The organism is Aromatoleum evansii (assembly GCF_012910805.1).
Classification (GTDB): domain Bacteria; phylum Pseudomonadota; class Gammaproteobacteria; order Burkholderiales; family Rhodocyclaceae; genus Aromatoleum; species Aromatoleum evansii.
Window position 1 is genome coordinate 39,408 of sequence record NZ_WTVK01000020.1, and the last position, 23,065, is coordinate 62,472.

Genomic DNA, 23,065 nt, shown 5'->3' on the forward strand with positions numbered 1-23,065 from the left:
GAAGCAAAACCGGAGCCTGGCGCGCGAGCGCGGCACCCGAAAATCCCGATGGGGCGTTCAGAGCCAGTACTCCCAGGCGCGCGCGAACAACTCCTGGAGGCGCAGGTGGAGCGGGCGGCGCTCCCACTGCTCGAGCGTTATCGCATCGGACTCCGCCAGGTCCTTCTTGAACATCGCCTGCACCTGGCTGCCAAACTCCGTCCCCAGCACAACCGCGTTCAACTCGTAGTTGTGCAGGAAGCTGCGCCAGTCGAGGTTGGTCGACCCGACCGTGGCCCACACGCCGTCCACCAGCGCCGTCTTGGAATGCAGGATTGCTCCGCGCCGCTCGTAGATCTTGATGCCCGCCCGCAGCAGTTGCCCGTAGTAGCGGCGTCCGGCATGGAACACCAGCCAGGAGTCGGTCTGGCTCGGCAGGATCAGCTTCACGTCGACCCCACGTCCGGCTGCGGCTTCGAGTGCCGCGAGCAGCTGCGGGTCGGGGACGAAATACGCATTGGTCAGTTGCACGCTGATCTCGGCGCTGCCGATGGCCGACAGCAGCGTGGCGTAGATCAGGCTGTAGGGTTCGTCGGGTGAACTGCCGATTGCCCGTACCACCAGCCGGCCAGCGTTCTCGAGGCGCGGGAAGTAGTCCTTCGCCGCCAGCGGCTCACCCTTCTGCGTTTCCCACGTCGCGAGGAACAGCTTCTGGAACTCTGCAACCACCGGACCCTGCAACTGCAGGTCGGTATCGCGCCACGCTACGCTGCCGTCGGGGCGGGGGCGCGAACGCTTGCCAGTGGAACTGCCGGAGTAGACGCTGCTGATGTTGATGCCGCCCAGGAATGCGGTGCGTCCGTCGACGATCAACAATTTGCGGTGGTCACGCTGGTTCAACTCCCATTCCTTGCGGCGCACCAGCGGGTTGATGGGGTTGAATTCGAGGATCCGGATGCCGCTGTCGCTCAGCCGCTGGAAGAAGGCGGTCGGCGTGCCGATGGTGCCTACGCTGTCACGGATCAGATTGACCTGCACGCCTTGCTGCTGCTTGTCGATCAGTGCCTGCGCGAAGCGCTGGCCGACCTCGTCGTCCTCGAAGATGTAGGTCTCCATGTTGATGTGATCGCGGGCGCCCAGAATGGCCGCCAGCATCGCCTCATAGGTGGCGGGGCCGTCCTGGAGCAGTACCACGTGGTTGCCGGTGGTCAGGGGGCTGCCGACGATGGCCTCTTCGAGCGCCAGGTGGCGGGCAAAAATGTCCGTGTTCTGGCCGCGACTCGCCAGCCGGTCGAGGATGGCCTTGCTCTGCTCTGCCGACAGCGGGCCGCTCGCCCCTTGCAGTTGCACCGCAGGGCCGCGGTGCGGGGCCAGGTCGGGCACGATGGTCGGCAGGCTCGTGCAGCCGGCGAGCGTCAGAATCAGCACAGCCATCAACGGGGCGATCGATTTCGGCATCGAACCGTCCTCCGGAATCCTCTGGGCAGGAAAAGCGCCGCACTGCTGGCGACGAGACGTTCGCCAGTAGGCAGGGGCACGATCCGCAGCACAGCCTAAGTGTAGGCCATGCATTGTTCCGTGCGCTGTCGAACAGAGCAGCATGACTTCTGCGGCGTAAAGTCGTTGTGGAGCAGTGCCGACGCCAGCGGTCATCCCGGGAATTCACGTTTCGGGTAACGCGGAAGCGCGCATTGCCCGATCCGGGCCATTCCGATTGGAATAAGGTCAAGCATGACAAGGACCGAACCGCGATTGGAGTAGCATACCTTTTTCTGGTATGCAGTCCGGTGCAATCAGGGAGGCCCTGTGGCGACGAGCAAGGTGCCAGGAAGAACGCTACGGGCGTCCGGGTTGCAACCGCCGGCGTCGCCCTCTATCTCACCGCCGAGGGTGCCACCACCCCGGAAGATATGCATCGTCGGCATCGATGCTCCCGCCAACGTGAGCACATGAGGATCAGGGACGATGGGCAAGAGCGCGGGTAGCAAAGACCCCCTGCGGATCGCCGCCGAAGCGCAACTCCGCACTGGCGGGGATGTTCCGCAACGATCGGACGATGGTTTACTGCACGAACTCCAGGTGCATCAGATTGAACTGGAGATGCAGAACGAGGCGCTGCGCCAAGCCCGCATCGAGATGGAGGAGTCGCGCGATCGCTATGCGAATCTCTTCGATTTTGCACCGATGGGCTATCTCACGCTATCCCGGGATGAGGTCATCACCGAGGCCAATCTCGTCGCGGCGACGCTCATGCGCATGCCCCGATCAAAACTGAATCAGCGCCGCTTCGAACACTTCATTGCCCCGCATGATCAGGACAATTGGCGGCGGGAGATTGCCGCGGCGTGGCAGGGGCAGGCCAACCTGACGCTGAATTGCGAACTGCGGCTGAGGAGGAGCGACGGCTCGCTCTTTCCGGCCCAGTTGCAATGCGTGGTGATGGACATGGCGGGAAGGACGCCGGTCTTGCGCATCGCATTTTCCGACATTACCGAGCGCCGCCAAACCGAGGAAGAGCGGCGCATTGCCGCCATCGCGTTCGAGTCGCAGGAGGGGATGATCGTGACCGACGCCAATGGCGTCATCATCCGAGTCAATCGCGCCTTTACGGAACTGAGCGGCTACAGTGAGGCCGAGGCTGTGGGGAAGACGCCGGCCCTGCTGCGCTCAGGACGCCACGATAAGGCGTTCTACCGGAGCATGTGGCAGTCGCTCAAGGACAAGCACTACTGGCAGGGCGAAGTCTGGAATCGGCGCAAGACCGGACAACTCTACGTCGCATGGCTGACCATCACCGCCGTCATGACGCCCGAAGGAGGCGTCTCCCATTACGTCGGCGCATTTTCCGATACCACCGAGAAGAGCCAGGCTGCGGCGGAGATCCACCGCCTGGCCTTCTTCGATCCGCTCACCCATCTGCCCAACCGGCGCCTGCTGCAGGACCGGCTGGGGCATGCGCTGGCTGCGAGCTCGCGCAATGGTCTGTATGGCGCGATCCTGTTTCTGGATCTGGACAACTTCAAGACGCTCAACGACACCCGTGGCCACGACGTCGGCGACCTGTTGCTGGTCGAGGTGGCGCAGCGCGTGCGCGCCGGCTTGCGTGAGGGCGACACGGTGGCACGCCTCGGTGGCGACGAGTTCATCATGATTCTGGAAGGTTTGAGTGCGGAAGCGGAGGAGGCCGCACTGCTGGCCAAACAGGTCGGCGAGAAGTTGACCGAAACCATTGCACAACCATTCGAGCTCGGCGGTGCCGAATTCCACTGCACGACCAGTATCGGCGTGCGCCTGATGAGTGCGCACGATACCGTCGAGGATTTGCTCAAACATGCCGATCTCGCGCTGTACCAGGCCAAGACGGCCGGCCGCAACACCGTGCGCTTCTACGACCCGTCGATGCAGGCGGCGCTCGACCGGCGCAGCACGCTCGAGAACGAATTGCGCCACGCGATCAAACGCGGCGAGTTCACGCTGCATTACCAGCCGCAGTTCGATCACTCGCACCGGCTCCTCGGTGCCGAAGCCTTGCTGCGCTGGCAGCACCCGAGACATGGATTGATCGCACCCGAGGAGTTCATCCCCATCTCGGAGCAGTCGTCGCTCATTCTGCCGATCGGCAACTGGGTACTCGAGACGGCCTGTGCGCAACTCGCTGCGTGGTCCCGCTGCGAGCGGACCCGCGGAATGATGCTGGGGGTCAACGTCAGTGCGCGCCAGTTCCACCAGCCCGAATTCGTCGATCAGGTGCGCAATGTGCTCGAGTCCAGCCATGCGAATCCGGAACGCCTGACGCTCGAGCTGACCGAAAGCATGGTGCTCGACGACGTCGCCGATACGATCCGGAAAATAACGACGCTCAAGGAATTGGGTATCCATTTTTCGCTCGATGACTTCGGCACCGGGTTCTCATCCTTTTCCTGTCTCACGCGCCTGTCGCTCGATCAGCTCAAGATCGACAAGTCGTTTGTCGTCAATCTTCCGGATAATGGCGCGGACGCGGCCATTGTTACGGCCATCATCACGATGGCGCGGAGCCTCGGCTTGAACATCATCGCCGAAGGGGTGGAAACCGAGGCGCAACGGACGTTTCTGGATAGTCAGGGTTGCCATGCGTATCAGGGGCATCTGTTCAGCCGCCCCTTGCCCGTCGAAGCCTTCGAGGCGTTCGTCAGCGGAAGCTGAATTCGCTTGAAATCCCGCTATGCGTGCTTCCGTACAGAGTCGATGGCGGCGCTGGGCTAGTCTCATCTCTAACGGTGATGCGCCGAATTCATGCGATTTATCGCATTGAATTTTCGGCTGCGACCTACGCCGCCAAGTCAGGCGGTGGCTGCGGTGTTGCCGGGATAATCTGGTGCACCATTCTTGATGCATTCGGGATTGCCACTCGCGTCGGGACGAGGAGGCGCCAGCGTCTGCCGCAGAGCGCAAGCGGTGAGTTCGCATCGCTTGAAGTGCCACTTCCGACAACACGAGGTCAGACATGAAACGGTTAATTTTCGCGGCAGCACTGGCTGCTGCCACCATCCCGGCATTTGCCGCCGACGTTGGCGTATCGATCAGCATCGGCGATCCGGGCTTCTATGGGCGCCTCGATATCGGTGATTATCCGCAGCCGCAAGTCATCCACCGCCGGCCGGTGATCGTCGAGCGGATAGTGGTTGATCGTCCGCCGATCTATCTGCGGGTGCCTCCGGGCCATGCAAAGAATTGGCGCAGGCACTGCCACCGATACGACGCCTGCGGCGAGCGGGTCTATTTTGTACGGGACAACTGGTACAACCGCGAATACGTTCCGCGTTACCGCGAACGTCATGGTGATCGCAGCGATGATCACCGTGACGGCCGCCGCGACGAGCGCAGGGGTGACCCGCGCTGGGACCAGCGGGACGACCGCCACGGCGACGATCGCTACCGCAATCGCTAAGCATCGGATCGATAACGATCCCGGGGCATGTCGGGCACAAGGCGGACCCTTTGCGGGGGCCGTTGGCGAAACGAGGATGAGACATGAAGACCGTGCAGGTTGACGTTGCAGTGGTCGGTGCCGGCACGGCAGGCCTTGCCGCGTTCAACGCAGCCCGGAAAGCCGGTGCCAGCACCGTGATCATTGAAGGCGGCGAACATGGCACCACCTGCGCGCGTGTCGGTTGCATGCCGAGCAAGCTCCTGATTGCCGCGGCCGAGGCCGCTCATGCAGTCGGGCGGGCCGCGCGGTTTGGCGTCCATGCCGAAGGGGGTATCCGCATCGATGGCTACGCGGTGATGGATCGCGTACGACGCGAGCGCGACCGTTTCGTCAGCTTCGTGCTGCGCGACGTTCAGGACATTCCCGAGGCGGAGCGCATCCACGGGCAGGCGTGTTTCGTCGACAACCATACGCTGGCGGTTGCGGACCATACGCGGGTCACGAGCAAGAGCATCGTCATCGCAACCGGTTCGCGTGCCGCGTATCCGGATTCGTTCGAGTCCCTGGGCGACTGCCTGATCACCAGTGACGACGTGTTCGACTGGCGCAATCTGCCCAAGGCCGTGGCCGTGATCGGCCCGGGGATTATTGGCCTGGAACTGGGCCAGGCCCTGCACCGGCTGGGTGTTCGCGTTGCGGTGCTGGGCAGGGGCGGTCGTGTCGGCCCGATCAGCGATCCGGAAATCCAAGCGTACGCCTGCGCAACCTTCAACGAGGAATTCACGCTGGCGCCCGATGCACACATCGCCGACATGCAGCGTTATGGCGATCGCGTCGCGATTCGACGCACGGGGCAGAATGGCTCCGAAGTCATGGAGTATTTCGATTATGTTCTGGCGGCGACCGGCCGAGCGCCCAATGTGGCGGACATCGGGCTCGACAGGACCACGCTCGAGCTCGACGCGAAAGGCGTGCCGGCGTTCGATCCATTGACCACCCGGACGGTGAGCGCTGACGGAGAAAGCCCGATTTTCATTGCGGGCGATGCCGGCAACTTCATCCCGCTGCTTCACGAGGCAGCCGACGAGGGGCGTATTGCCGGCCAGAATGCTGCTCGCCTCGCGCTGGGCAGGCAGGTGCAGCCAGGCCTGCGCCGCGCGCGCATCGGCGTGGTGTTCACCGATCCGCAGATCGCCATCGTGGGGGGCGGCCTGCGCGCGATGAAACCCGGCACCTTCGCCACCGGACAGGCGAGTTTCGAGGACCAGGGCCGCTCGCGCATCCTGCTCAGAAACAAGGGCCTGCTGAACCTCTATGGCGATGTCGCGAGCGGCCGTTTCGTGGGCGCGGAAATGCTGGCCCCCGCGGCCGAGCATCTGGCGCATCTGCTGGCCTGGGCACTGCAGAACGAGATGACGGTCGCGCAGATGCTCGAAATGCCGCTCTATCACCCGGTGATCGAAGAGGCATTGCGCACGGCGCTACGTGACCTTGACCTCAAACTGCGTGCTGCGCGGGGAGATGCCGAAAAGGTGGCCCCTGAGTTCGTTTGCACTTCGAATGAATCGTGAACTTGCGCGATCGAAAAATCCGCAAGCACCCGCACGCGGTCGTCTGAGCGCCGTGGGATGCCATCGCGGTAACACGGTCACTTTCGACCTCTGAATCCCATGACAAGCGAGACGATAAAGAGGACAAGGAAGACAAAGAACAGGATCTTGGCGATCTCCACAGCGCCGGCTGCGATGCCTGTAAAGCCGAGCAGACCCGCGATCAGTGCGATGATCAGGAACACCACGGTGTAATAAAGCATTTTCGTTGCTTCCCGTTAATTGAAGCCCACGCGGCGAACATGACGGGCCTGAATTGCGACCTGAGCTGTGAACAGCGTGGTCTTCCTGAGCGCCTTCACGTCCGGACGGCGCAACGCGCTATATCTTGCCCAACAGCAGCAGGATGAGCAGGATCAGCACCACCAGCCCGAGACCGCCGCTGGGACCGTATCCCCAACCCCGACTGTGCGGCCAGGTGGGAATCGCGCCGATCAGCATCAACACCAGGATGATCAGCAGAATTGTTCCGATTGACATTTCATCTCTCCCGACAGTGAGCCGGAGCAGCGTAGCGTTCGAGAAGACTCCCGAGGCGCGCCAATGCGGCTCTTCTCGGCGCGCCCGCACCGGATCTGCAACCGCATTGCCAGTTGCACCTTCGAGACGGCGTTCCTCTGCCAGAGTGTGCAGCGACCGCCGTCGATCTCCGTAGTCATCGCCATGTGCTTGTCTGCAATCCTACTCACTGGATTGCACCAGTCTGTACGCCAACGCACAGACGGCATGTCCGGTGAGGAACAGGATGCGTAACAGAGGAGCACTTGGGCGTGGATGAACGGCCATCCGTAAGCAACGGCAAGCGTGCAAATGTCATAATCGAGCGCGGTAAATCGGTTCCTCGTCGATTGCGATGCCGCGGCAGCAACTCCGTCCGCGACTGTCGCCCCCTTTCACACACTCGAGGAGAAATGACGATGACCGATCTGACCGAAGGCCATGGCACAGTCGAACAAATGAAGGACAAGCTCGTGCGGGACCTGAAAGGCGTTGGCGCCGATGCCGATGGCCTGCTGAAGGAGGTGGTGAGTTCCACTGCCGATGAACTCACCGCGGTTCGCACGAAGATCGAAGGAAAGCTGGGCGAAGCGAAATCCAGACTCGACGGCTCGCGACTTGCGGTTGCTGCAATGGCCAGGCGCTCCGCAGACGCCACACATGAGTACGTCGCGGAAAACCCTTGGAAAGTCCTCGGGCTTGCGGCGGCGGCCGGAATCATCATCGGCATCCTGGTCAGCCGCCGTTGATTCACGGGCTGGCCGGGATCGTCGATTCAGGTATCGCCTGTCGGCAGGGTGTCGGACGCAAGAAGTGAGAAGTCCTATTCGTATGCATCTCTGGAGAATTCATCATGAAACAATTTGGCAAGTATCTTTCGGCATTTTTCCTGGCCCTGACGCTGGTGACCGCGGTAGGCTGCTCATCCACGCCGAAGCAGGCGGGGACCGGTGAATACATTGACGACACCGTCATCACGACCAAAGTGAAGGCGGCGATCCTCAACGAGCCCACGCTGAAAGTCGCGGAGATCAATGTCGAAACCTTCAAGGGCGTTGTGCAATTGAGCGGCTTCGTGCAGTCGAAGGCGGACATCGACAAGGCGGTTCAGGTCGCACGTGGCGTGAGCGGCGTGAAATCGGTCAAGAACGACATGCTTGTCAAGTGAGACATGGCTGATCGCGGCCGCGGCGGAATCTTGCGTTCGGTAGCGGCCGCACGGCATTCATCCGCCACCGCTTTGCGGGCCATGCACCGGCGCCGGGTCGCAGGCGCAGCGCTCGCGCCATTCGTTGCCGGAACACGGTCGCCTGCGCTGCTGGTAATCCATGGCACAGCCGACTACGTCGTCGCGCCGGGCAATGGCACCGAGGCCGCGCGACTGTGGGCCGCCCGGGCGGGTGCAAAGCCGGGCATGCCGCGCACGGTGCAGCGTGGCACGCGCTACGCCGCAACAATCACCCCCTCCTAAACGCGGTTCGCCGTTTCACGTTGGACCGGCGATCGCGATCCGCATCGCCGGTCCAAAATATAAAGCTTGACTCTCAGCTCAATGGGGCCACACTGTGTGTGCGTGCTGCGTCGCAACATAAAAACTGGCACATAGCGATAGCGAACAAAAATCCGCTGATTCCTTTCCAGACCACTTTGCGCAGCAATTCCAAGAAGGAAAGACATAATGCAAACCACCACACCTGAACAAATCCGCGCCGCCAAGACCTACACCAACGCACTGATGGCGCTGTCGCAAGTCGCTTTTTCCGGCGTCGAACGACTGGCCGCACTGAACCTGAACGTGGCCCGCGCCGCACTGGAAGATGGCATTTCCGCCTCGAACAGGCTGATGCAGGTCAAGGACATCAGTGAACTCAAGGACCTGCAGGGCTCGATTAGCGCCCCTGCAACGGAGCACTGCGCGGCCTACTTTCGCAGCGTGCAGGAGATCGCGGGCGAATCGCAGCAACAGATCGCCCAGATCATGACTTCGTACCTTGCGACGCTCGGTTTCGACGCGGCTGCCAAGGCCGGCACGAATGCGGGGTTCGACATGTTCTCCAAGTTCGTGAAGGAGACAAACAGCATGTTCGAGGCCAACGCCAAAGCGGTCGGCGACGCAACAACGAAGATGATGGCCCCGGTGACGTCCCACCCGAAGAAGGCGGCGTAAGTCCTCGGGTAATCGTAAGTAAGTAAGTAAGTAAGGAAGAAGCCCCGCGAGTCGGGGCTTCTTCTTTTCTGCGGCGGCGCTTACGCCTGGTCCGACAAGTGGTCGGCGAGGAAGCGCAGAAGGGCAACAAGGACTGTGAGCAGTACCGGCCCGATGATGAGGCCGATGATGCCGAAGGCCGAAATGCCGCCGATGACGCCTATGAACACGGCGAGCATCGACACCGGCGCCTGGCTCGAAATCAGCAATGGCCGCAGCAGGTTGTCGGAGACCGATACCTGCTGCAGGGCTCAGCGAAGGTTGAAGTTGCCGCCCCCGAAGAGCCCGATCAGTCCGATGAGGATCAGATAAATCGCGACAATATAGTTCAGCAGCCGGGGCACGACCAGGATGAGAATCCCGGCGATCAGTGCCACCATGGGAGCAAGACCCAGGTTGATGGTCATATCGGCACCTTTTCCTTTCAGTCATTTTTTCGACAGCACGGCAAAAGCGATCACGCACGCGCCGCCACCGATGAGCAACCAGCCGACGAGCGGCGGAATCGAGACCGTATGCGTGCGTTCGGCGGTCGCCGTGATCGGCCCGATCTGGAGAATGTTCTCGGTCGTCGTGTAGCTGTAATGGTCATAGCCCAGGACGGCTGCGCCCATGACAATCAATGCGACTCCGGTAATGAGTAGGGCTTTCATCTTGCGTCGATCCCTGGACATGCGCCCGTTGATGAGAATGTTGCCGTCCGGCAGATGATATTTACGCCGAAAGCTCCTTCAGCTCTGTACGGTGTCGCACAGAGCGACGCGCTGGTGGTAAGCCAGCCCGTCACAGCCGGCGCTCGTGCGTTGAAATCCCCCAACCATCGCCCCGACCTGTGCGGCCGGCCCTCGCCGCGCCGCCGCAGGGTCATCGCCCGAAAGGGGCTTCGATAGGCTTCGGGACTTCCGCTCCTGACGGATGCCAGTTCGCCGCGGCTTCGGCGCAAGAATCCGCGCGATGCTCGAGCACCGTCTGCACGGCGCGATTGGCCGCAACGACTCCGCCATAGGGCGTCTCGTTCGTGGCCGCAACGGTTTCATCGAATTGGCGCGACGCCAGAATCCGGCGCGTCCTGTTATCCACGAGCCAGGCGCGCAGCGTGAAACGCACGCGACTCGGCTGGCTGGCGAAATCGTGGTCCAAGCGGGTGATTTCCGTGTCGAGGCGAAGATCCCCGGTCGCCGCGCTCGGCGTCAGCATGACCGTGCGGAATGCCCCGCCGGATTCGAGCGCGGCAACGATGAGCGGCGCGACCATGCGTGCGGGTGTATCGACCCATTCGCTGCGCGCAAAGTATTCGAGTTTGTGGGCCTCGCGCACGTAGATGATGCGCTGACTGTCGTAACCCGATACCGCATGCGGTGGATTGACGATCAGCGTGGGACCTCGGGGCGACGAGGTCGCCGGAGAACGGGTTGCCGCCCGGGCCGCTATCCCTGAGTCGTCGAGCGAATAGAAAGCCGGCTGCGGTGTCGCCGCCGGGCGCAGTGTGCCGCAACCGGCGGCGAGCACCAGCAACAAGGCGGTGGCACAAAGCCGGGAAAAATCGTACGAGAGATGGATTCTTCATGGCCGTTGTTGTCCTGAGGGGGGCCGTTACCGACTCTCCCGGCCCGTCCGGCACCGGCTTGCGGCCGAACAGGAGCCCGGCAGGGTTGCGTTCGGTTTGCTCGCTGAGGCGCCGCAGCGAGGTCGACAGGACACTGAGTTCGCCGAGCAGGCGCTTCCGCTCAAAGGCGAACTCACCGTGGGCAGTACCGTCGTGAAAGGCGAGGGGACCATTACCAGCCTGCTGAAGTTTTCCGCGGTGGACATGCAACTCGCCGTGAGCGGGCGGAGCCTGGCGCAGCTCTCGATTCACTCACATCAAGCCGACGGCGCACTTGCGCCGTTTCCTCCGTCGCCCGGCTCGCCGCGGCCTCCGCCCGGAAGGGTATGTTGCGTCGCGCGCAGATTGCCTTCCCATCCGCAACCCATCTCATCGCAGCGGTAGCGGCGGACCGGCGCAAGAACGCTCAGGAGCAGGTCCACGAACCGTCGCGGGACTCGGTACACGGAGCCCTTGCAGCGCGGGCATGTGTGTCGGTGTGCTGACTGGTAAAGGTCGTCCGGGTGATGTGTGTCGACTGTGGACGGCGCGTTCGTCGTCGTCGCTTCCCGATCACGCGCTTGCCGCAATGGTGACACCTTGCCCCGATCAGGCTCTTGATCGCTGACGGCTCCAGTCGAGTCGTCATCCGCCGGCGAAAAGATCATGGTGTAGGGACCACGGGCGCCACCACGCTTCCACCTTCGTCCTCCCAGTTGGCCAGTGCGGCCTTCTGTCGGCTCTTGCGTGTGTGGCGAAGGCGGTCGGCCATGAACCTGGTGAACACGGGTACTACGGCAGCGTTCCCGACCAGCACGGCCGGCAGGATGAAATGTTTATAGCTCGCCATGAATGAACTCCTCTCAAGATCCTTTGCCTTTGACGTCCTTGCAGTCGGGAGCCGACTGACCAGGCAGGATCGGTTGCACGGATGCTCCCTATGCAATTGCAAGGCTAGGCGCAAGATCGGGTGGAGTCGGTACGCTGTCGCACAGAAGGCGAGGTTCGGAGCTGGCGACGGCGCCCGTATCAGGACGCTCACCATCCGGCACGTTTTGGACGCGGGGGCGGGTTCTCATCCACCGCTGGAAGAAAAGGCGCTTTATGTGTGTTGTCGTACAGACGCTTTCCCTCCGGCGAGTAGGATTACGCAAGGACAGGGCGAAGGCTGCCGGAACAACCGGTGGTCGCCTGACAGTCCGGCAAAGGAATCCGTGATGCAAACTGGTCTGCTCGATCTGCCCTGGTGGGCTTATGTGCTGGTCACGCTGGGCCTGACCCACGTCACCATTGCTTCGGTAACGATCTTTCTCCACCGGCACCAGGCGCACCGGGCGCTGGCCTTGCATCCCGCCGTCGCCCATTTCTTCCGCTTCTGGCTGTGGCTGACCACCGGGATGGTCACCAGGGAGTGGGTGGCGATTCACCGCAAGCACCACGCCACCACCGAGACCGCGGACGATCCGCATAGTCCGCAGGTCCGTGGAATCCTGAAGGTCCTGCTGGAGGGCGCCGAGCTGTATCGGCTGGAAAGTCGGAACGCCGCGACCCTCGCCCAATACGGCCGCGGCACTCCCGACGACTGGATCGAGCGTAAGCTGTACACCCCTCACAGCGCGGTCGGTGTGGGCATCATGCTGCTCATCGACCTCGTGCTGTTCGGCCCGATCGGGCTGACCATGTGGGCGGTGCAGATGTTGTGGATCCCGATTTTCGCCGCGGGCGTGATCAACGGCGTCGGCCACTACTGGGGTTATCGCAATTTCGCACCGTACGATGCGTCCCGCAATATCGTGCCGTGGGGCGTCCTGATCGGTGGCGAGGAGCTGCACAACAACCACCACGCCTACGCCAGTTCGGCCCGGTTCTCGAACAGGTGGTGGGAATTCGACATTGGCTGGATGTACATCCGTGCATTGGGGATCGTCCACCTCGCGAAGGTGCGCAAGGTCGCGCCCCGGATCCGCTACATCACGTCCAAGACGCACTGCGACGCAGACACCCTGCAGGCGGTCATCACCCACCGTTACGACGTGCTGGCCCGGTTCGCCAGAACCCTGCAGCGGACCGCCATGGAGGAAATCCGAAGCCTGAGGGACAGCGCAGTCCCCGGCTTCAAGGATTCCGGTGCGCTGGAGGTGGTCAGGCACTGGTTGCAACGGGACGCGCAGGCCCTGCCGGAAAAGGAACGCGCCGTCCTGGAACAGGCCCTGCATTCCAGCCCGGTGTTGAGCACCATCGATTCCATGCGACAGGACCTCACCGCCTTGTGGGGCCGATCCACCGCAACGAAGGACCAGTTGGTCAGACAGCTGGAGGACTGGTGCCGGCGCGCCGAGCAAAGCGGCATCGACGCCCTGCGGGAGTTCTCCCGGACGCTGCGTCGCTACGATTTACCATCGCGCGGCATGCAGTGACATTTGAAACGATTCTGCCGCAGGCAGCCGTGCATCCCCTGTCCTGCGGAATCAGACGCCCCAGGTGACGGGTACCTTGTCCTGCAGCGAGCGCTCCAGCAGCTCGAGGAGCGGAAGCGCCCGCTGGGCTAGCTGAATACGGTGATCGGGCTGGCGATCGGCATCCTCGTCGGTGTCGGGCTGCTCCCGCTTCGTTGACTTGTCCGCCTCGATCGCGGTCCGGAGGGCTGCGATCGCGCCGGGCAGCTGTTCGACGGTGACAATGCCCTTGTCGGCGTCCTGATCCTTGCCCAGCACGCTCAGCAGCTCCTTGCCGTTTTCCCCGAACATCATGACATCGCCGCTGGCGGCGGACTTGAAAGTGATCAGCATGATGGTGCCTCCTTTCCTCTTCTTCGGTTCAGTACTGGTCGTCGTCCGGATGAGTGGATGTACGGGGTGCGCTTCAATAGCGCCTGATCACAGCATAGTCACTCCTGATACACCTCGTCCGTCCACACCTTGAAACCCTTCAGGGTATTCGGGCCGAAGGTGTTGCTGATGGCCACATCGGCGGCGTCGCGGCCGCGGGCGATCAATACGCGTCCGATGCGCGGAATATTGTTGCGCGCGTCGAAGGTGTACCAGCGGCCGTCGAGATAGGCTTCGAACCAGCCGGCGAAATCCATCGGCCCATAGGGCGGCGGCGTGCCCATGTCGCCGAGGTAGCCGGTGCAATAACGCGCCGGGATGTTCATGCAGCGGCAGAACGCGATGGCCAGGTGCGCAAAGTCACGGCATACGCCGGTGCGCTCGTGGAAAGCTTCCCAGGCCGTCTTGCTCGAGCGCGCGTGCTCATAGCCGAAGGTGAGATGTCGATGCACATAGTCGCAGATCGCCCGGACGCGCGCCCATCCGGTCGGTGCCTCGTGGAATAGTTTCCAGGCGGTCTCCGACAGGCGATCGGTCTCGCAATACCGGCTCCCCAGCAGGAACAGCAGGGTCTCGTCGGGCAGTTCTTCCACCAGCGTCTGCCGCGCCTGCGGGACGACCATATCCGGCTGCCCCGTGTCCCTGACCAGCGCATCGGTGAATAGGCGGAGCAGGCCCTTGGGGGCGACGATGCGCGAGCACCAGTTGCCGAAGCTGTCGCGATAGGCGGTGAGCGGGACGGGCGGATCGGCGATCAGGTGGTCGGGGATGATGATGTCGGACACCCGCGAGTAGTGCACGCTGAGGGTCAGGATCATCGGCGTCGGTTGCGGGCAGTCGTAGATCAGTTCGTAGCCAATGCGGATTTTCATCGGGGTCTCCCGGGGCTGCCTTGATCGCTTGCCTGAGTGTCATGCTCCGCCCGGCTGTCCTGAATGGCCAAGCCGATCACAAAGGAGCCGCGGGGCAGACTCGCCGCGATCGCGCTGTGGAGCGCGAGGCGCCGGATGAAGTAAAGGCGAGGTAGCGGGGGATGTTTGTGCGATTCGTACATGAGATGACAGCCGAAATGCCCCAGGCAATTACCAGGAGGCCCTCACCGTAGTGAGGGCCTCAGCTACACCAAGGGCTGGCGCGGCGGTTGTGGGTAAGTGCAAATCAGCTACGCAGGCGGGAAAGTCGATCTGGTGGGATCCGCTTGAGTCCCGTAATAAGTGTGGATGGTCTGCGCCCATGTGGTATCGGCCATGTCAGGCCAGTGGTCCTTATCGAATCCCGGTGCATTCTCGAGTCGATCCGAGTCCACATTGAGCACGAAGCGCTTGTTTACCGTGTCGAGCGTCAATGCGTTCCATGGCACTGCAAACAGCTTGTCGCCCATTCCGAGGAAGCCGCCGATGGACAATACGGCGTAAGACACCGTGCCGCTGTGAATGTCCAGCATCAGGTCCTTGATGCTGCCGAGTTTTTCTTCTCTTGGATTGTAGATGTCGTCGCTCATGAGGGAGGTGGCACTAAGCAGCCGCGGTGCGGGACTAATGGGAACGATAGATGCGTACGCCATTTGATGCTCCTGTCGAAAATGTTCAGCAATTACCTGTTGCCCCATGCGACGGGCTGGCCGTGTCTGTCCGGCTGGCCAATCGAGGGCGATGCTCATTCGATTCAGATGGCGTCCTTGATGTCTTCCTTGAGATCGCCAATTCCAGCCTGGACTTTGCCGCTGATATTCTGAATCTTGCCTTCCCGTTCCAGTTTCTTGTCGCCGCTCACTCTGCCGGCCACTTCCTTCATCTTCCCTTTCGCTTCTTCGATGCGACCTTTGACTTGATCCTTGTTCATGGTGCTCTCCTCGTATTGGTGATTGGCGATGTCCCGACCGGTGCATTCGGCATCCGCGGCTCGTCATGAATCAAATTACGGATGTGACCCGATACGGTCTGTACGGTGGTGCGCATAACGATCTGCGCGCAACGACGCGAGTGCCGCACCAATTTGCAGACGTTGAAAAGTCGAGAATTCAGCGCGAGCGGTGCGACGACTACTTCTTGTCGCCCTTTGCGGCGTCCTGGATGTTTTCGCCGGCTTTTTCGATCTTCTCGCCGACGGTCGCTGCCGCCTTGTCGACTTCCTTGCCCGCCTTTTCTGCCGGGCCCTCTTGCTTCTGACAGCCTGGTAGCGCTGCAAGCAAAGCACTCATGACCAAGGCAGCGCTGATCGTCTTCGCGGTTTTCCTCATTCGTATCTCCTTATGGGTCCCTTGCTCGCATCGCGCGTGACTGTGTCCGTCACGCTCGCTGCGGGATCAGGCGAAAGGTGAACACGGCGCACCGGCCGGGTAGGGCAGGTGCATCGCGCGTCGATCATCATTTGCCGACTTCGTGGCCGATGACGCCGCCGACCGCAGCACCACCGACCGTTCCGATCGCGCTGCCGCCTGTAAGAACCGAGCCACCGATCGCACCGACTCCGGCGCCGATGGCTGTGTTCTTGTCCTGTGCCGACATGCCGGCACAACCGCCCAGACCGAGCATTGCTGCCGCGGCAACTGCACTGAGCGCGAATTTCTGAATCGTTTTCATGGAATTACCTCTTTCTCAAACACGGTGTTTCCGATACTTCATGGGGTGAGCCTCGGAGTGATGTATGGCATGCGATGCGCAGTACACACTTCTCTTCGCCAGGAGTGCGCTGGAATCAAGCATTGCGTGTTGTTACGGTGCAGACCTTGCGTGCCTGCTGGCTCCGATAACTTGAGCTTATGCACACTGTCCATAGCCGTCTGTCTGCTGCCGCACGTACGTGGTGATCCGAAAGCAGGCAGTCGGTCTGCCGGTGGGTGCAGGGGGGCATGCGCACAAGGCAAAGCGGCCCCGCCGGACCGCTTTGCTCGACGTGCCGGGTCGAAGTGTCACTCGCGGGGCTCGCCGCGCTCGTTGGCGGTCACCGAGTTGTGTCCGGGCGGGGCGGTCGTCTGTACGCGATACGCTTGCCCCCTGAAGGCATAGGCCACATCCCAGCTACTACAAGGCCAGGGTCTGTGCGAGGGCTTACATGGCGAGCGCGTCTGTCCTTGTACGCAAGCCATGCGCGACGGATCCGGATCGAATCTGCGCTGCCGCCGCCTACCATCACGATTGGTGGTCAGGCTTGGTGCGCTAACGAACAGACCGCGCACGCAGCGGTTCGTATGATTTTCTTGTTCTTCTGACAGCGCATACGGCAAGACGTCGACGGGGATCTGTCAATCCTGACGGCGCATTCCCGCGCAAGGAATCATCATGAACACGCGACCTTTTCGTCTACGGATCGTCGCCTTCCTGGCTGGCGTCGCAATCTTGGCCTTCAGCGGCTGGGCCGTTGCGGACCCGCCGTCGCGCGTCGCGCGGCTTGCCTACACTACCGGCGCGGTGAGTTTGTCGCCCGCCGGTGACAACGATTGGGTTCAAGCCACGGTCAATCGACCCCTGACCACCGGGGACCGCCTCTGGGTCGATGACGGTGCGCGCGCCGAACTCCAGACCGGAGGAGCACTGGTTCGCATGGACGCCGGTACCAGCGTCTCCGTTCTGAATCTCGACGACCGAATCACCCAGTTGCAATTGACGCAGGGCACATTGAACGTGCGCGTGCGTCGGCTCGCGCCCAACGAAGTCTTCGAGGTGGATACGCCGAATCTCGCCTTTACCCTGCGGAAACCCGGTGCGTACCGGATCGAGGTGAATCCCGACGACGATGCGACGACGATCTTCGTGCGTCGGGGGCAGGGCGAGGTGTACGGCGAAGATGCGGCATACGTCATCGATTCGCGACAACCCTATCGTTTTACCGGCACCGACCTGCGCGAGTACGAGTATGTCGACGCGCCGCGACCAGACGACTTCGATCGCTGGTCGAGCAGCCGCGACCGGCGCTATGATGACTCGCGCTCCGTCCGGTACGTGTCGGAGGACGTGGTCGGCTATCAGGAGCTCGATGAGTACGGCGATTGGCGCGACGACGCGACCTACGGCAGCGTCTGGTACCCGACCCGCGTGTCCACCGGCTGGGCACCCTATCGTGAGGGACACTGGGTATGGATCGACCCCTGGGGCTGGACCTGGGTGGATGACGCCCCCTGGGGCTTTGCCGTATCCCACTACGGCCGCTGGGCATACGTCGGTGGAACGTGGGGTTGGGTCCCCGGCCCCGTGCGCAGCCGAGCCTACTACGCCCCGGCACTGGTGGTGTTCGTGGGCGGCGGCAACTTCCAGCTGACAATCTCGAGCGGCCTTGTCGGCGGCGTCGCCTGGTTCCCGTTGGCGCCGCGCGAAGTGTATCGACCGGTCTACCAGGTCAGTCGCAGCTATTTCGAGAACATCAATCGCAGCAATACCGTCATCAACACCACGGTGATCAACAACTACTACAACAATACGAACGTGACCAACGTTGTCTACGCCAACCGGACTGTGGAGGGGGCCGTCGTCGCCGTGCCGACGACCGCGTTCGTGCAATCGCAACCGGTATCCAGGAGTGCGGTGCGGGTCTCCCGCGAAGCGGTCGGCAGTGCGCCCGTTGTGCTTGTCGCGCCCGTTGCCCCGACGGAAAAGAGCGTTCGCGGTGCGGCCAGCCAAGGCGAGAAGCCGCCTCCGCGTGCGTTCGAACGCGGTGTCGTTGCGCGCACTGCGCCTCCGCCTGCACCTGTCGGATTCGCGGCACAACAGCAACAGCTGACTGCCAGGCCGGGCACACCGCTCGACGAGGCCGAGCGCAAGGAGCTGAAACGCGCCGTGACAGCGCCGGCACCCGCCGTCAAAGTGGTGGCACCGAAGCAGGAAGCGCCACCGACCGTGCAACCGCCGCCGGCGGCATCTGGCGCAAGGGCCGGTGATGCACGCGGGAGGTCCGAACAGCGGGGGAGGGGCGAGGAACGTGGGCAGCCCGTGGCACCGCGGCAGGAATCGCCGCAGCCTGCGGTCACGCCGCCGCAGGCGACGCCAGCCGCACCCGCAGTGCAATCGCGGGAGCCACGCGGCAGGGCCGAGCAGCGCGGTGACGATGAGCAGCGGGGCAGATCGGAGCAGCGCGGAAACGATGAACAGCGCGGACAAACCTCCGCCCCGCGACCCGCATCGCCGCAACGTCCCGCCGAGCCCGAGCTCGCTCCGCCGCGTGCGACACCCGCTTCGCCTGCGACACCGGCAACACCCGCGACGCGAACGACGCCGGCGGAGCCCGCAGTGCCGGCGACGCCCGCCGAACCGGCAGCACAGGTGCCGGAACCACGGCGAAAGTCCGAACAGCGTGAGGAGCGAGAGCAGCGTCGTGAGCGACCACAGCGCGAACAGGCGTTAACGCCGTCCCCGGCGCCCGACGCGAGGCAAGGTGAGCCGCGTCCAGCTGCTACGCCGAGGCAGGCGCCACCGCCGCCTCAGCCGGCCTCGGCGGCGGAGCCGCGTGGTCAGGAGCCCAGACCGGCCCCGGGCAGGGGACGAGACAAGAATACCGACAGTGACGAGCAGAAGCAGGAAGAAGAACGGCGCGAAGAACAACGGCGCAGGGACGAGCGGCGCAACTGATTCACCGACTGTCCGCGACGACACACGAGCGGCACGCAACGGCCGCCGCGGACGTCGTCCCGTCACCCGGCTCGAGAGAGCGCTTCATAAACGGAGAAATGCCCTGCACAGCAGGGCATTTCTTCTTCAGGGGAGCCCCGGCCGCGATCAGTACCGCTGCAGCACGCCATTCCTGATCCGCACCCGGTCGCCGACACGGAAGCTGGGGTTGGTGCTGCTGTCGAGGATCATCGATTGATAGGACCCGTCATCCATGCTGATCGTGACCTTGTACGCATCGTCCCGCTGCGCTTGTTGGCGTTTCTCCAACTCGTGGCCGACATAGGCACCACCCGCGGCGCCGATGACGGTTGCTGCCGTGTTGCCGCTTCCGGATCCCACCTGGTTGCCGACAACACCGCCGACTACGGCGCCGGCGATCGTGCCCAGACCGATGCCACCGGCACGGCCCGTGTTGTCCCGGCTCATCCGTTCAATCGACGACACCACGCCATAGCCGGAGTCGACGTCTTCCCGATTGCTGACTCTGGGGCTGGACCCATAGGGGCTGGTCCCATAGGGGTCACCGTAGGGGGTGGCGCATGCACCGAGCGTCAGAGCCGCAACGACTCCGAGTAGCGATCCGAATTCAATGATCGTTTTCATGACGAATCTCCTGCCCAATTTGATAGGGTCGCGCGCCGGCCAGGCTGGCCCCCGCGATCGTTACGATGAGCGACTCTGCCCGAGTCCTGATGCTCACCAGATTGCCGACGTTCTACCTCTCCCTTCGCCGTGCGCGTGACTACAAATTTCACTGCGTGGTCGGTTCGGGTCGGGCCGTCGATCTTCATGCTAATCATCCCCCTCTGCCGCGATTCTCTCTGTACGGTCGCGCTCATACCGTGCTTGGGGTGGTGTTTGCCGGTTCGGTCACCGGGAAGCCGCGTCTCTGCCGGACGATCTGTGCTATGTGCGGCAACGAACGAAGGAGACCGGGCAACTCGCGTATCTTTCCCCCATGTCCTTCGCAATCTGGGCGCTCATCATCGGCGTGCTGCTGACCACGATGGCCCTGTCGGGCACGTCGCTGAAGCGGCTCCCGCTGAGCACCGCCATGCTCTACCTGGCCGCCGGTTTCGGGCTCGGCCCCGCCGGATGGGCGCTGCTGTCGCCCGATCCGCTGACCTACGCTGTCATCCTGGAAAGAGTGACCGAACTGGCGGTGCTCGTCTCGCTGTTCGCCGTCGGTCTCAAGCTCGGTCTCCCCCTGTCGGACAAGGGCTGGCGTCCGCCAGTGCGCCTCGCGATCGTTTCGATGACCATCACGGTGGCCCTCATCGCAGCGATCGGCGTGCTGGGCCTCGGCCTTTCGCTCGGCGCAGCAGTCCTGCTCGGGGCGATACTCGCGCCTACCGATCCGGTCCTGGCCTCCGATGTCCAGGTGGTCGAGGCGGGCGATCGCGACCGCTTGCGTTTCAGCCTGACGGGGGAAGGGGGCTTGAATGATGGCGCCGCCTTTCCCTTCGTGATGCTGGGACTCGGCCTGCTCGGTCTTCACGACCTCGGTACCGGCGGCTGGCGCTGGCTCGCCATTGACGTGCTGTGGGCGATTGCAGGCGGCCTGACGATCGGCGGGGCACTGGGCGCGCTGATCGGGAGGCTGGTCGTCTATCTGCGCAGCCGCCACAAGGAGTCGGTCGGCTTCGACGAGTTTCTGGCGCTGGGACTCATCTCGCTGGCCTACGGGTTGGCCGTGCTCAGCCATACCTATGGCTTCCTCGCGGTTTTTGCTGCCGGCCTCGCTTTGCAGCGCGTGAACAAACAGCCAAGGCGAATCTCCGATGCAGTCCCATTGGAAACAGGTCTCCAGGGCAGGCTGGCCGAGGAGGCGCTCGCGACCCATGCGGACTATGCCGGGGCCTACATGATGCAGGCGGTGCAGGGCTTCAACGAACAACTGGAGCGGATCGCGGAGGTGGCAGTCGTTCTGGTCGTCGGCGCGATGCTCTCGTACACCTATCTCCCCGCCAGTGCCGGCTGGTTTGTCCCCCTCCTGTTCCTGGTCGTGCGTCCCGCGTCGGTATGGCTTGGATTGCTCGGCGCGCCCGTGTCACGCGATCAGCGCATCTTGATTTCCTGGTTCGGCATTCGCGGCATCGGCTCGATCTACTACCTGATGTACGCGATCAACCACGGACTGCCGCGCCCGCTGGCGGAGGAGATCATCGCCCTCACACTCACCGTGGTGGCCGTCTCGATCGTGCTTCACGGGATATCCGTGACGCCCTTGATGACTCACTATGCGCGGCACAAAACAGGGCGCCAGGGGCGGCGAAAGGACGATTAGCAACCCCTGACCCGTGCGGCGGGCGTTCGTTGAAGGAATGACTACAGCGACTTCAGGTACTCCACCAGCTCGCTCTTCTCCTGTCCTGACAAGCCCAATCCGAAGTGGCCGTCATAGTGGTCGACCACTGCACCCAGAGTGGCGAAGCGCCCGTCGTGGTAGAAGCCACCCGTGGTGTGGGGCCATAGCCCCTTCAGCGGTGCGGTGCGGTAGCGCTTGTTCGGCGCCCGGTTCGCCTGGAAATCGTCAATGCCGATTTCGGCCGGTGTATGCATGTTCCACCCCGGCTCGGCATAGGTCGGGGGAGCGTGGCAACTCGCGCCCCCTGCCTTGTCCTCGAAAATCTGCTTGCCGCGAGCGGCGGCATTGAAACTGCCTGCCGGCTCGACAATGACGGCGCGTCAGATCGAGATCCAGTGCGCGTCCATCGCTACCGTGGCGATGCTGGTCCTTGCTCGCTCGGGGTGTCCTGCCGATCCTCACCTCCTGCCGTGGGCCGATGAAATTTGCGCCGAATCCCCTGCTGCGTCTGTTCGCTGTCGCACGCATGGCGAGTTGGGGAGGGGGCTATAATGAAATCGATTATTCGACGAGTGGAAGATTGTGCATGTCTGACTCTCTTGACCCACGCCAGAATCGCCTTCTCGCAGCCCTCCCGATCGACGAATATGCACGCTTGGCGTCCCATCTTGAGCTGATCCCGATGATGCTCGGCGACGTGCTTTACGAGTCCGGAGCCCAGATGCGCTACGTCTATTTCCCCATCGACTCGATCGTCTCCCTCCTGTATGTCATGGAGGATGGCGCCTCGGGCGAGATCGCCGTGGTGGGCAACGAAGGGATCGTCGGAGTTTCACTGTTCATGGGCGGCGAAACGACGCCCAGCAGGGCCATCGTGCAAAGCGCGGGGCACGCCTATCGGCTGAAGGGGCAACTGCTGATGGATGAATTCGATCGCGTGGGGGGGCGCCGTGCCGGCGCGTTGCACAACCTGCTGCTGCGCTATACCCAGGCACTGCTCACCCAGATGGCGCAGACCGCGGTGTGCAACCGTCATCACTCGCTGGACCAGCAACTCTGCCGATGGCTACTGTTGAGCCTCGACCGCTTGCCGGTGAACGAACTGGTCATGACCCAGGAGCTGATCGCCAACATGCTCGGAGTGCGCCGCGAAGGGGTCACAGAGGCCGCCGGTAACCTGCAAAAAGCCGGCCTGATCGAATACCGGCGCGGCCACATCACCGTCCTCGACCGTCCGGGGCTGGAGGGGCGGGCCTGCGAGTGTTATGCGGTGGTCAAGAAGGAGTTCGATCGCCTGCTGCCTGAGGTGAACGTCCCGTAATCGCGCGCCTGCGTTCAAGGTCATAATCGGACTTCCAATACAACGGTTGAGGAGTTTGGCGATGTCGATACCCACAACGATCGGTTCAGGCATGTTCCTACGCTCCCAGCCTTGCAAATACGACCTTCAATCAGCCAACTGTTCGGGCTTCAGAGGAACGGTTCCGACGGCGCGCCATCTGCTCAAGGGCGGGCTTGCAAACCCCAAGGGGTAAC

At 62.8% G+C, this 23,065-nt stretch carries 25 protein-coding genes and 1 pseudogene; 10 read left to right on the forward strand and 16 right to left on the reverse strand.

Annotation, left to right across the window (positions count from 1 at the left end; genetic code table 11):
* Window positions 1-57 precede the first annotated feature (57 nt).
* Window positions 58-1,437, reverse strand: coding sequence for a cardiolipin synthase (gene cls / locus GO615_RS12170; RefSeq protein ID WP_246262250.1), 1,380 nt, complete (start codon window positions 1,435-1,437; stop codon window positions 58-60).
* Between the two features lie 507 nt (window positions 1,438-1,944).
* Between cls and GO615_RS12175 the strand changes: the two genes are divergently transcribed.
* The 3 genes from GO615_RS12175 to GO615_RS12185 all read left to right on the forward strand — a co-directional run bounded on the left by GO615_RS12175 (window position 1,945) and on the right by GO615_RS12185 (window position 6,462).
* A complete protein-coding gene (locus tag GO615_RS12175) occupies window positions 1,945-4,164 on the forward strand; it encodes a putative bifunctional diguanylate cyclase/phosphodiesterase (RefSeq protein WP_169128334.1) in 2,220 nt (739 codons plus the stop codon).
* A 301-nt stretch (window positions 4,165-4,465) separates the two neighbouring features.
* On the forward strand, window positions 4,466-4,909 hold the full coding sequence (locus tag GO615_RS12180) for a hypothetical protein (RefSeq protein ID WP_169128336.1): 444 nt from the start codon (window positions 4,466-4,468) through the stop codon (window positions 4,907-4,909).
* An 83-nt stretch (window positions 4,910-4,992) separates the two neighbouring features.
* A complete protein-coding gene (locus GO615_RS12185) occupies window positions 4,993-6,462 on the forward strand; it encodes a dihydrolipoyl dehydrogenase (protein ID WP_169128338.1) in 1,470 nt (489 codons plus the stop codon).
* A gap of 77 nt (window positions 6,463-6,539) precedes the next feature.
* On the opposite strand, the gene GO615_RS12190 is transcribed toward GO615_RS12185, so the two are convergent.
* Both GO615_RS12190 and GO615_RS12195 read right to left on the reverse strand, forming a co-directional pair.
* Entirely contained in the window at window positions 6,540-6,704 is a 165-nt protein-coding gene (locus tag GO615_RS12190; protein ID WP_169128340.1) for a DUF1328 domain-containing protein, read from the reverse strand.
* Window positions 6,705-6,822: 118 nt separating this feature from the next.
* A complete protein-coding gene (locus GO615_RS12195; protein ID WP_169128342.1) occupies window positions 6,823-6,981 on the reverse strand; it encodes a DUF3309 family protein in 159 nt (52 codons plus the stop codon).
* Window positions 6,982-7,418: 437 nt separating this feature from the next.
* Here GO615_RS12195 and GO615_RS12200 point away from each other — a divergent pair, with 437 nt between their 5' ends.
* From GO615_RS12200 to GO615_RS12210, 3 genes are all read left to right on the forward strand, one after another.
* Window positions 7,419-7,748: an ElaB/YgaM/YqjD family protein gene (locus GO615_RS12200; protein WP_246262251.1), complete on the forward strand. Its 330-nt coding sequence runs from the start codon at window positions 7,419-7,421 to the stop codon at window positions 7,746-7,748.
* Window positions 7,749-7,852: 104 nt separating this feature from the next.
* Window positions 7,853-8,167 (forward strand): BON domain-containing protein, encoded by a 315-nt coding sequence (locus GO615_RS12205; protein ID WP_169128346.1) that lies wholly within the window; start codon window positions 7,853-7,855, stop codon window positions 8,165-8,167.
* A 510-nt stretch (window positions 8,168-8,677) separates the two neighbouring features.
* A complete protein-coding gene (locus GO615_RS12210; RefSeq protein WP_169128348.1) occupies window positions 8,678-9,166 on the forward strand; it encodes a phasin family protein in 489 nt (162 codons plus the stop codon).
* An 80-nt stretch (window positions 9,167-9,246) separates the two neighbouring features.
* Here GO615_RS12210 and GO615_RS12215 read toward each other — a convergent pair whose 3' ends face one another.
* The 5 genes from GO615_RS12215 to GO615_RS12235 all read right to left on the reverse strand — a co-directional run bounded on the left by GO615_RS12215 (window position 9,247) and on the right by GO615_RS12235 (window position 11,640).
* Window positions 9,247-9,453: an AI-2E family transporter gene (locus tag GO615_RS12215; protein WP_339380021.1), complete on the reverse strand. Its 207-nt coding sequence runs from the start codon at window positions 9,451-9,453 to the stop codon at window positions 9,247-9,249.
* Window positions 9,454-9,456: 3 nt separating this feature from the next.
* Window positions 9,457-9,612, reverse strand: coding sequence for a DUF3096 domain-containing protein (locus GO615_RS12220; protein WP_169128350.1), 156 nt, complete (start codon window positions 9,610-9,612; stop codon window positions 9,457-9,459).
* 21 nt (window positions 9,613-9,633) lie between these two features.
* Window positions 9,634-9,858 carry a hypothetical protein gene (locus tag GO615_RS12225; RefSeq protein WP_169128352.1) on the reverse strand — a complete coding sequence of 75 codons (225 nt, stop codon included), beginning with the start codon at window positions 9,856-9,858 and terminating at the stop codon, window positions 9,634-9,636.
* A gap of 211 nt (window positions 9,859-10,069) precedes the next feature.
* On the reverse strand, window positions 10,070-10,714 hold the full coding sequence (locus tag GO615_RS12230; RefSeq protein ID WP_339380022.1) for an ABC-type transport auxiliary lipoprotein family protein: 645 nt from the start codon (window positions 10,712-10,714) through the stop codon (window positions 10,070-10,072).
* 740 nt (window positions 10,715-11,454) lie between these two features.
* Window positions 11,455-11,640, reverse strand: coding sequence for a hypothetical protein (locus GO615_RS12235; RefSeq protein WP_169128354.1), 186 nt, complete (start codon window positions 11,638-11,640; stop codon window positions 11,455-11,457).
* Window positions 11,641-12,007: 367 nt separating this feature from the next.
* Here GO615_RS12235 and GO615_RS12240 point away from each other — a divergent pair, with 367 nt between their 5' ends.
* Window positions 12,008-13,207 carry a DesA family fatty acid desaturase gene (locus tag GO615_RS12240; protein WP_169128356.1) on the forward strand — a complete coding sequence of 400 codons (1,200 nt, stop codon included), beginning with the start codon at window positions 12,008-12,010 and terminating at the stop codon, window positions 13,205-13,207.
* 51 nt (window positions 13,208-13,258) lie between these two features.
* Here the strand turns inward: GO615_RS12240 and GO615_RS12245 are convergent, their stop codons facing one another.
* The 6 genes and pseudogenes from GO615_RS12245 to GO615_RS12270 all read right to left on the reverse strand — a co-directional run.
* Entirely contained in the window at window positions 13,259-13,579 is a 321-nt protein-coding gene (locus GO615_RS12245; RefSeq protein ID WP_169128358.1) for a DUF1840 domain-containing protein, read from the reverse strand.
* Between the two features lie 98 nt (window positions 13,580-13,677).
* Window positions 13,678-14,490: a transglutaminase-like domain-containing protein gene (locus tag GO615_RS12250; RefSeq protein WP_169128360.1), complete on the reverse strand. Its 813-nt coding sequence runs from the start codon at window positions 14,488-14,490 to the stop codon at window positions 13,678-13,680.
* A gap of 290 nt (window positions 14,491-14,780) precedes the next feature.
* The gene (locus tag GO615_RS12255; protein WP_169128428.1) at window positions 14,781-15,182 is read right to left on the reverse strand and encodes a PRC-barrel domain-containing protein; all 402 of its coding nucleotides are present in this window, start codon (window positions 15,180-15,182) and stop codon (window positions 14,781-14,783) included.
* 101 nt (window positions 15,183-15,283) lie between these two features.
* On the reverse strand, window positions 15,284-15,460 hold the full coding sequence (locus tag GO615_RS12260) for a CsbD family protein (protein ID WP_169128362.1): 177 nt from the start codon (window positions 15,458-15,460) through the stop codon (window positions 15,284-15,286).
* A gap of 199 nt (window positions 15,461-15,659) precedes the next feature.
* Window positions 15,660-15,857, reverse strand: a complete 198-nt coding sequence (locus GO615_RS12265) for a hypothetical protein (protein ID WP_169128364.1) — start codon at window positions 15,855-15,857, stop codon at window positions 15,660-15,662.
* 127 nt (window positions 15,858-15,984) lie between these two features.
* Window positions 15,985-16,164, reverse strand: a pseudogene (locus GO615_RS12270) (glycine zipper 2TM domain-containing protein); the annotation flags it as partial.
* 735 nt (window positions 16,165-16,899) lie between these two features.
* Here GO615_RS12270 and GO615_RS12275 point away from each other — a divergent pair.
* Window positions 16,900-19,179: a DUF6600 domain-containing protein gene (locus tag GO615_RS12275; RefSeq protein WP_169128368.1), complete on the forward strand. Its 2,280-nt coding sequence runs from the start codon at window positions 16,900-16,902 to the stop codon at window positions 19,177-19,179.
* A gap of 147 nt (window positions 19,180-19,326) precedes the next feature.
* Here the strand turns inward: GO615_RS12275 and GO615_RS12280 are convergent, their stop codons facing one another.
* Entirely contained in the window at window positions 19,327-19,824 is a 498-nt protein-coding gene (locus GO615_RS12280; protein ID WP_169128370.1) for an outer membrane lipoprotein, read from the reverse strand.
* Between the two features lie 355 nt (window positions 19,825-20,179).
* On the opposite strand from GO615_RS12280, the gene GO615_RS12285 reads away from it, so the two are divergent.
* Window positions 20,180-21,508 carry a cation:proton antiporter gene (locus tag GO615_RS12285; protein ID WP_169128372.1) on the forward strand — a complete coding sequence of 443 codons (1,329 nt, stop codon included), beginning with the start codon at window positions 20,180-20,182 and terminating at the stop codon, window positions 21,506-21,508.
* Window positions 21,509-21,549: 41 nt separating this feature from the next.
* Here GO615_RS12285 and GO615_RS12290 read toward each other — a convergent pair whose 3' ends face one another.
* The gene (locus GO615_RS12290) at window positions 21,550-21,783 is read right to left on the reverse strand and encodes a hypothetical protein (RefSeq protein ID WP_211167069.1); all 234 of its coding nucleotides are present in this window, start codon (window positions 21,781-21,783) and stop codon (window positions 21,550-21,552) included.
* 428 nt (window positions 21,784-22,211) lie between these two features.
* Here GO615_RS12290 and GO615_RS12295 point away from each other — a divergent pair, with 428 nt between their 5' ends.
* Window positions 22,212-22,850: a Crp/Fnr family transcriptional regulator gene (locus GO615_RS12295; protein ID WP_246262254.1), complete on the forward strand. Its 639-nt coding sequence runs from the start codon at window positions 22,212-22,214 to the stop codon at window positions 22,848-22,850.
* The last annotated feature ends 215 nt before the right edge of the window (window positions 22,851-23,065 follow it).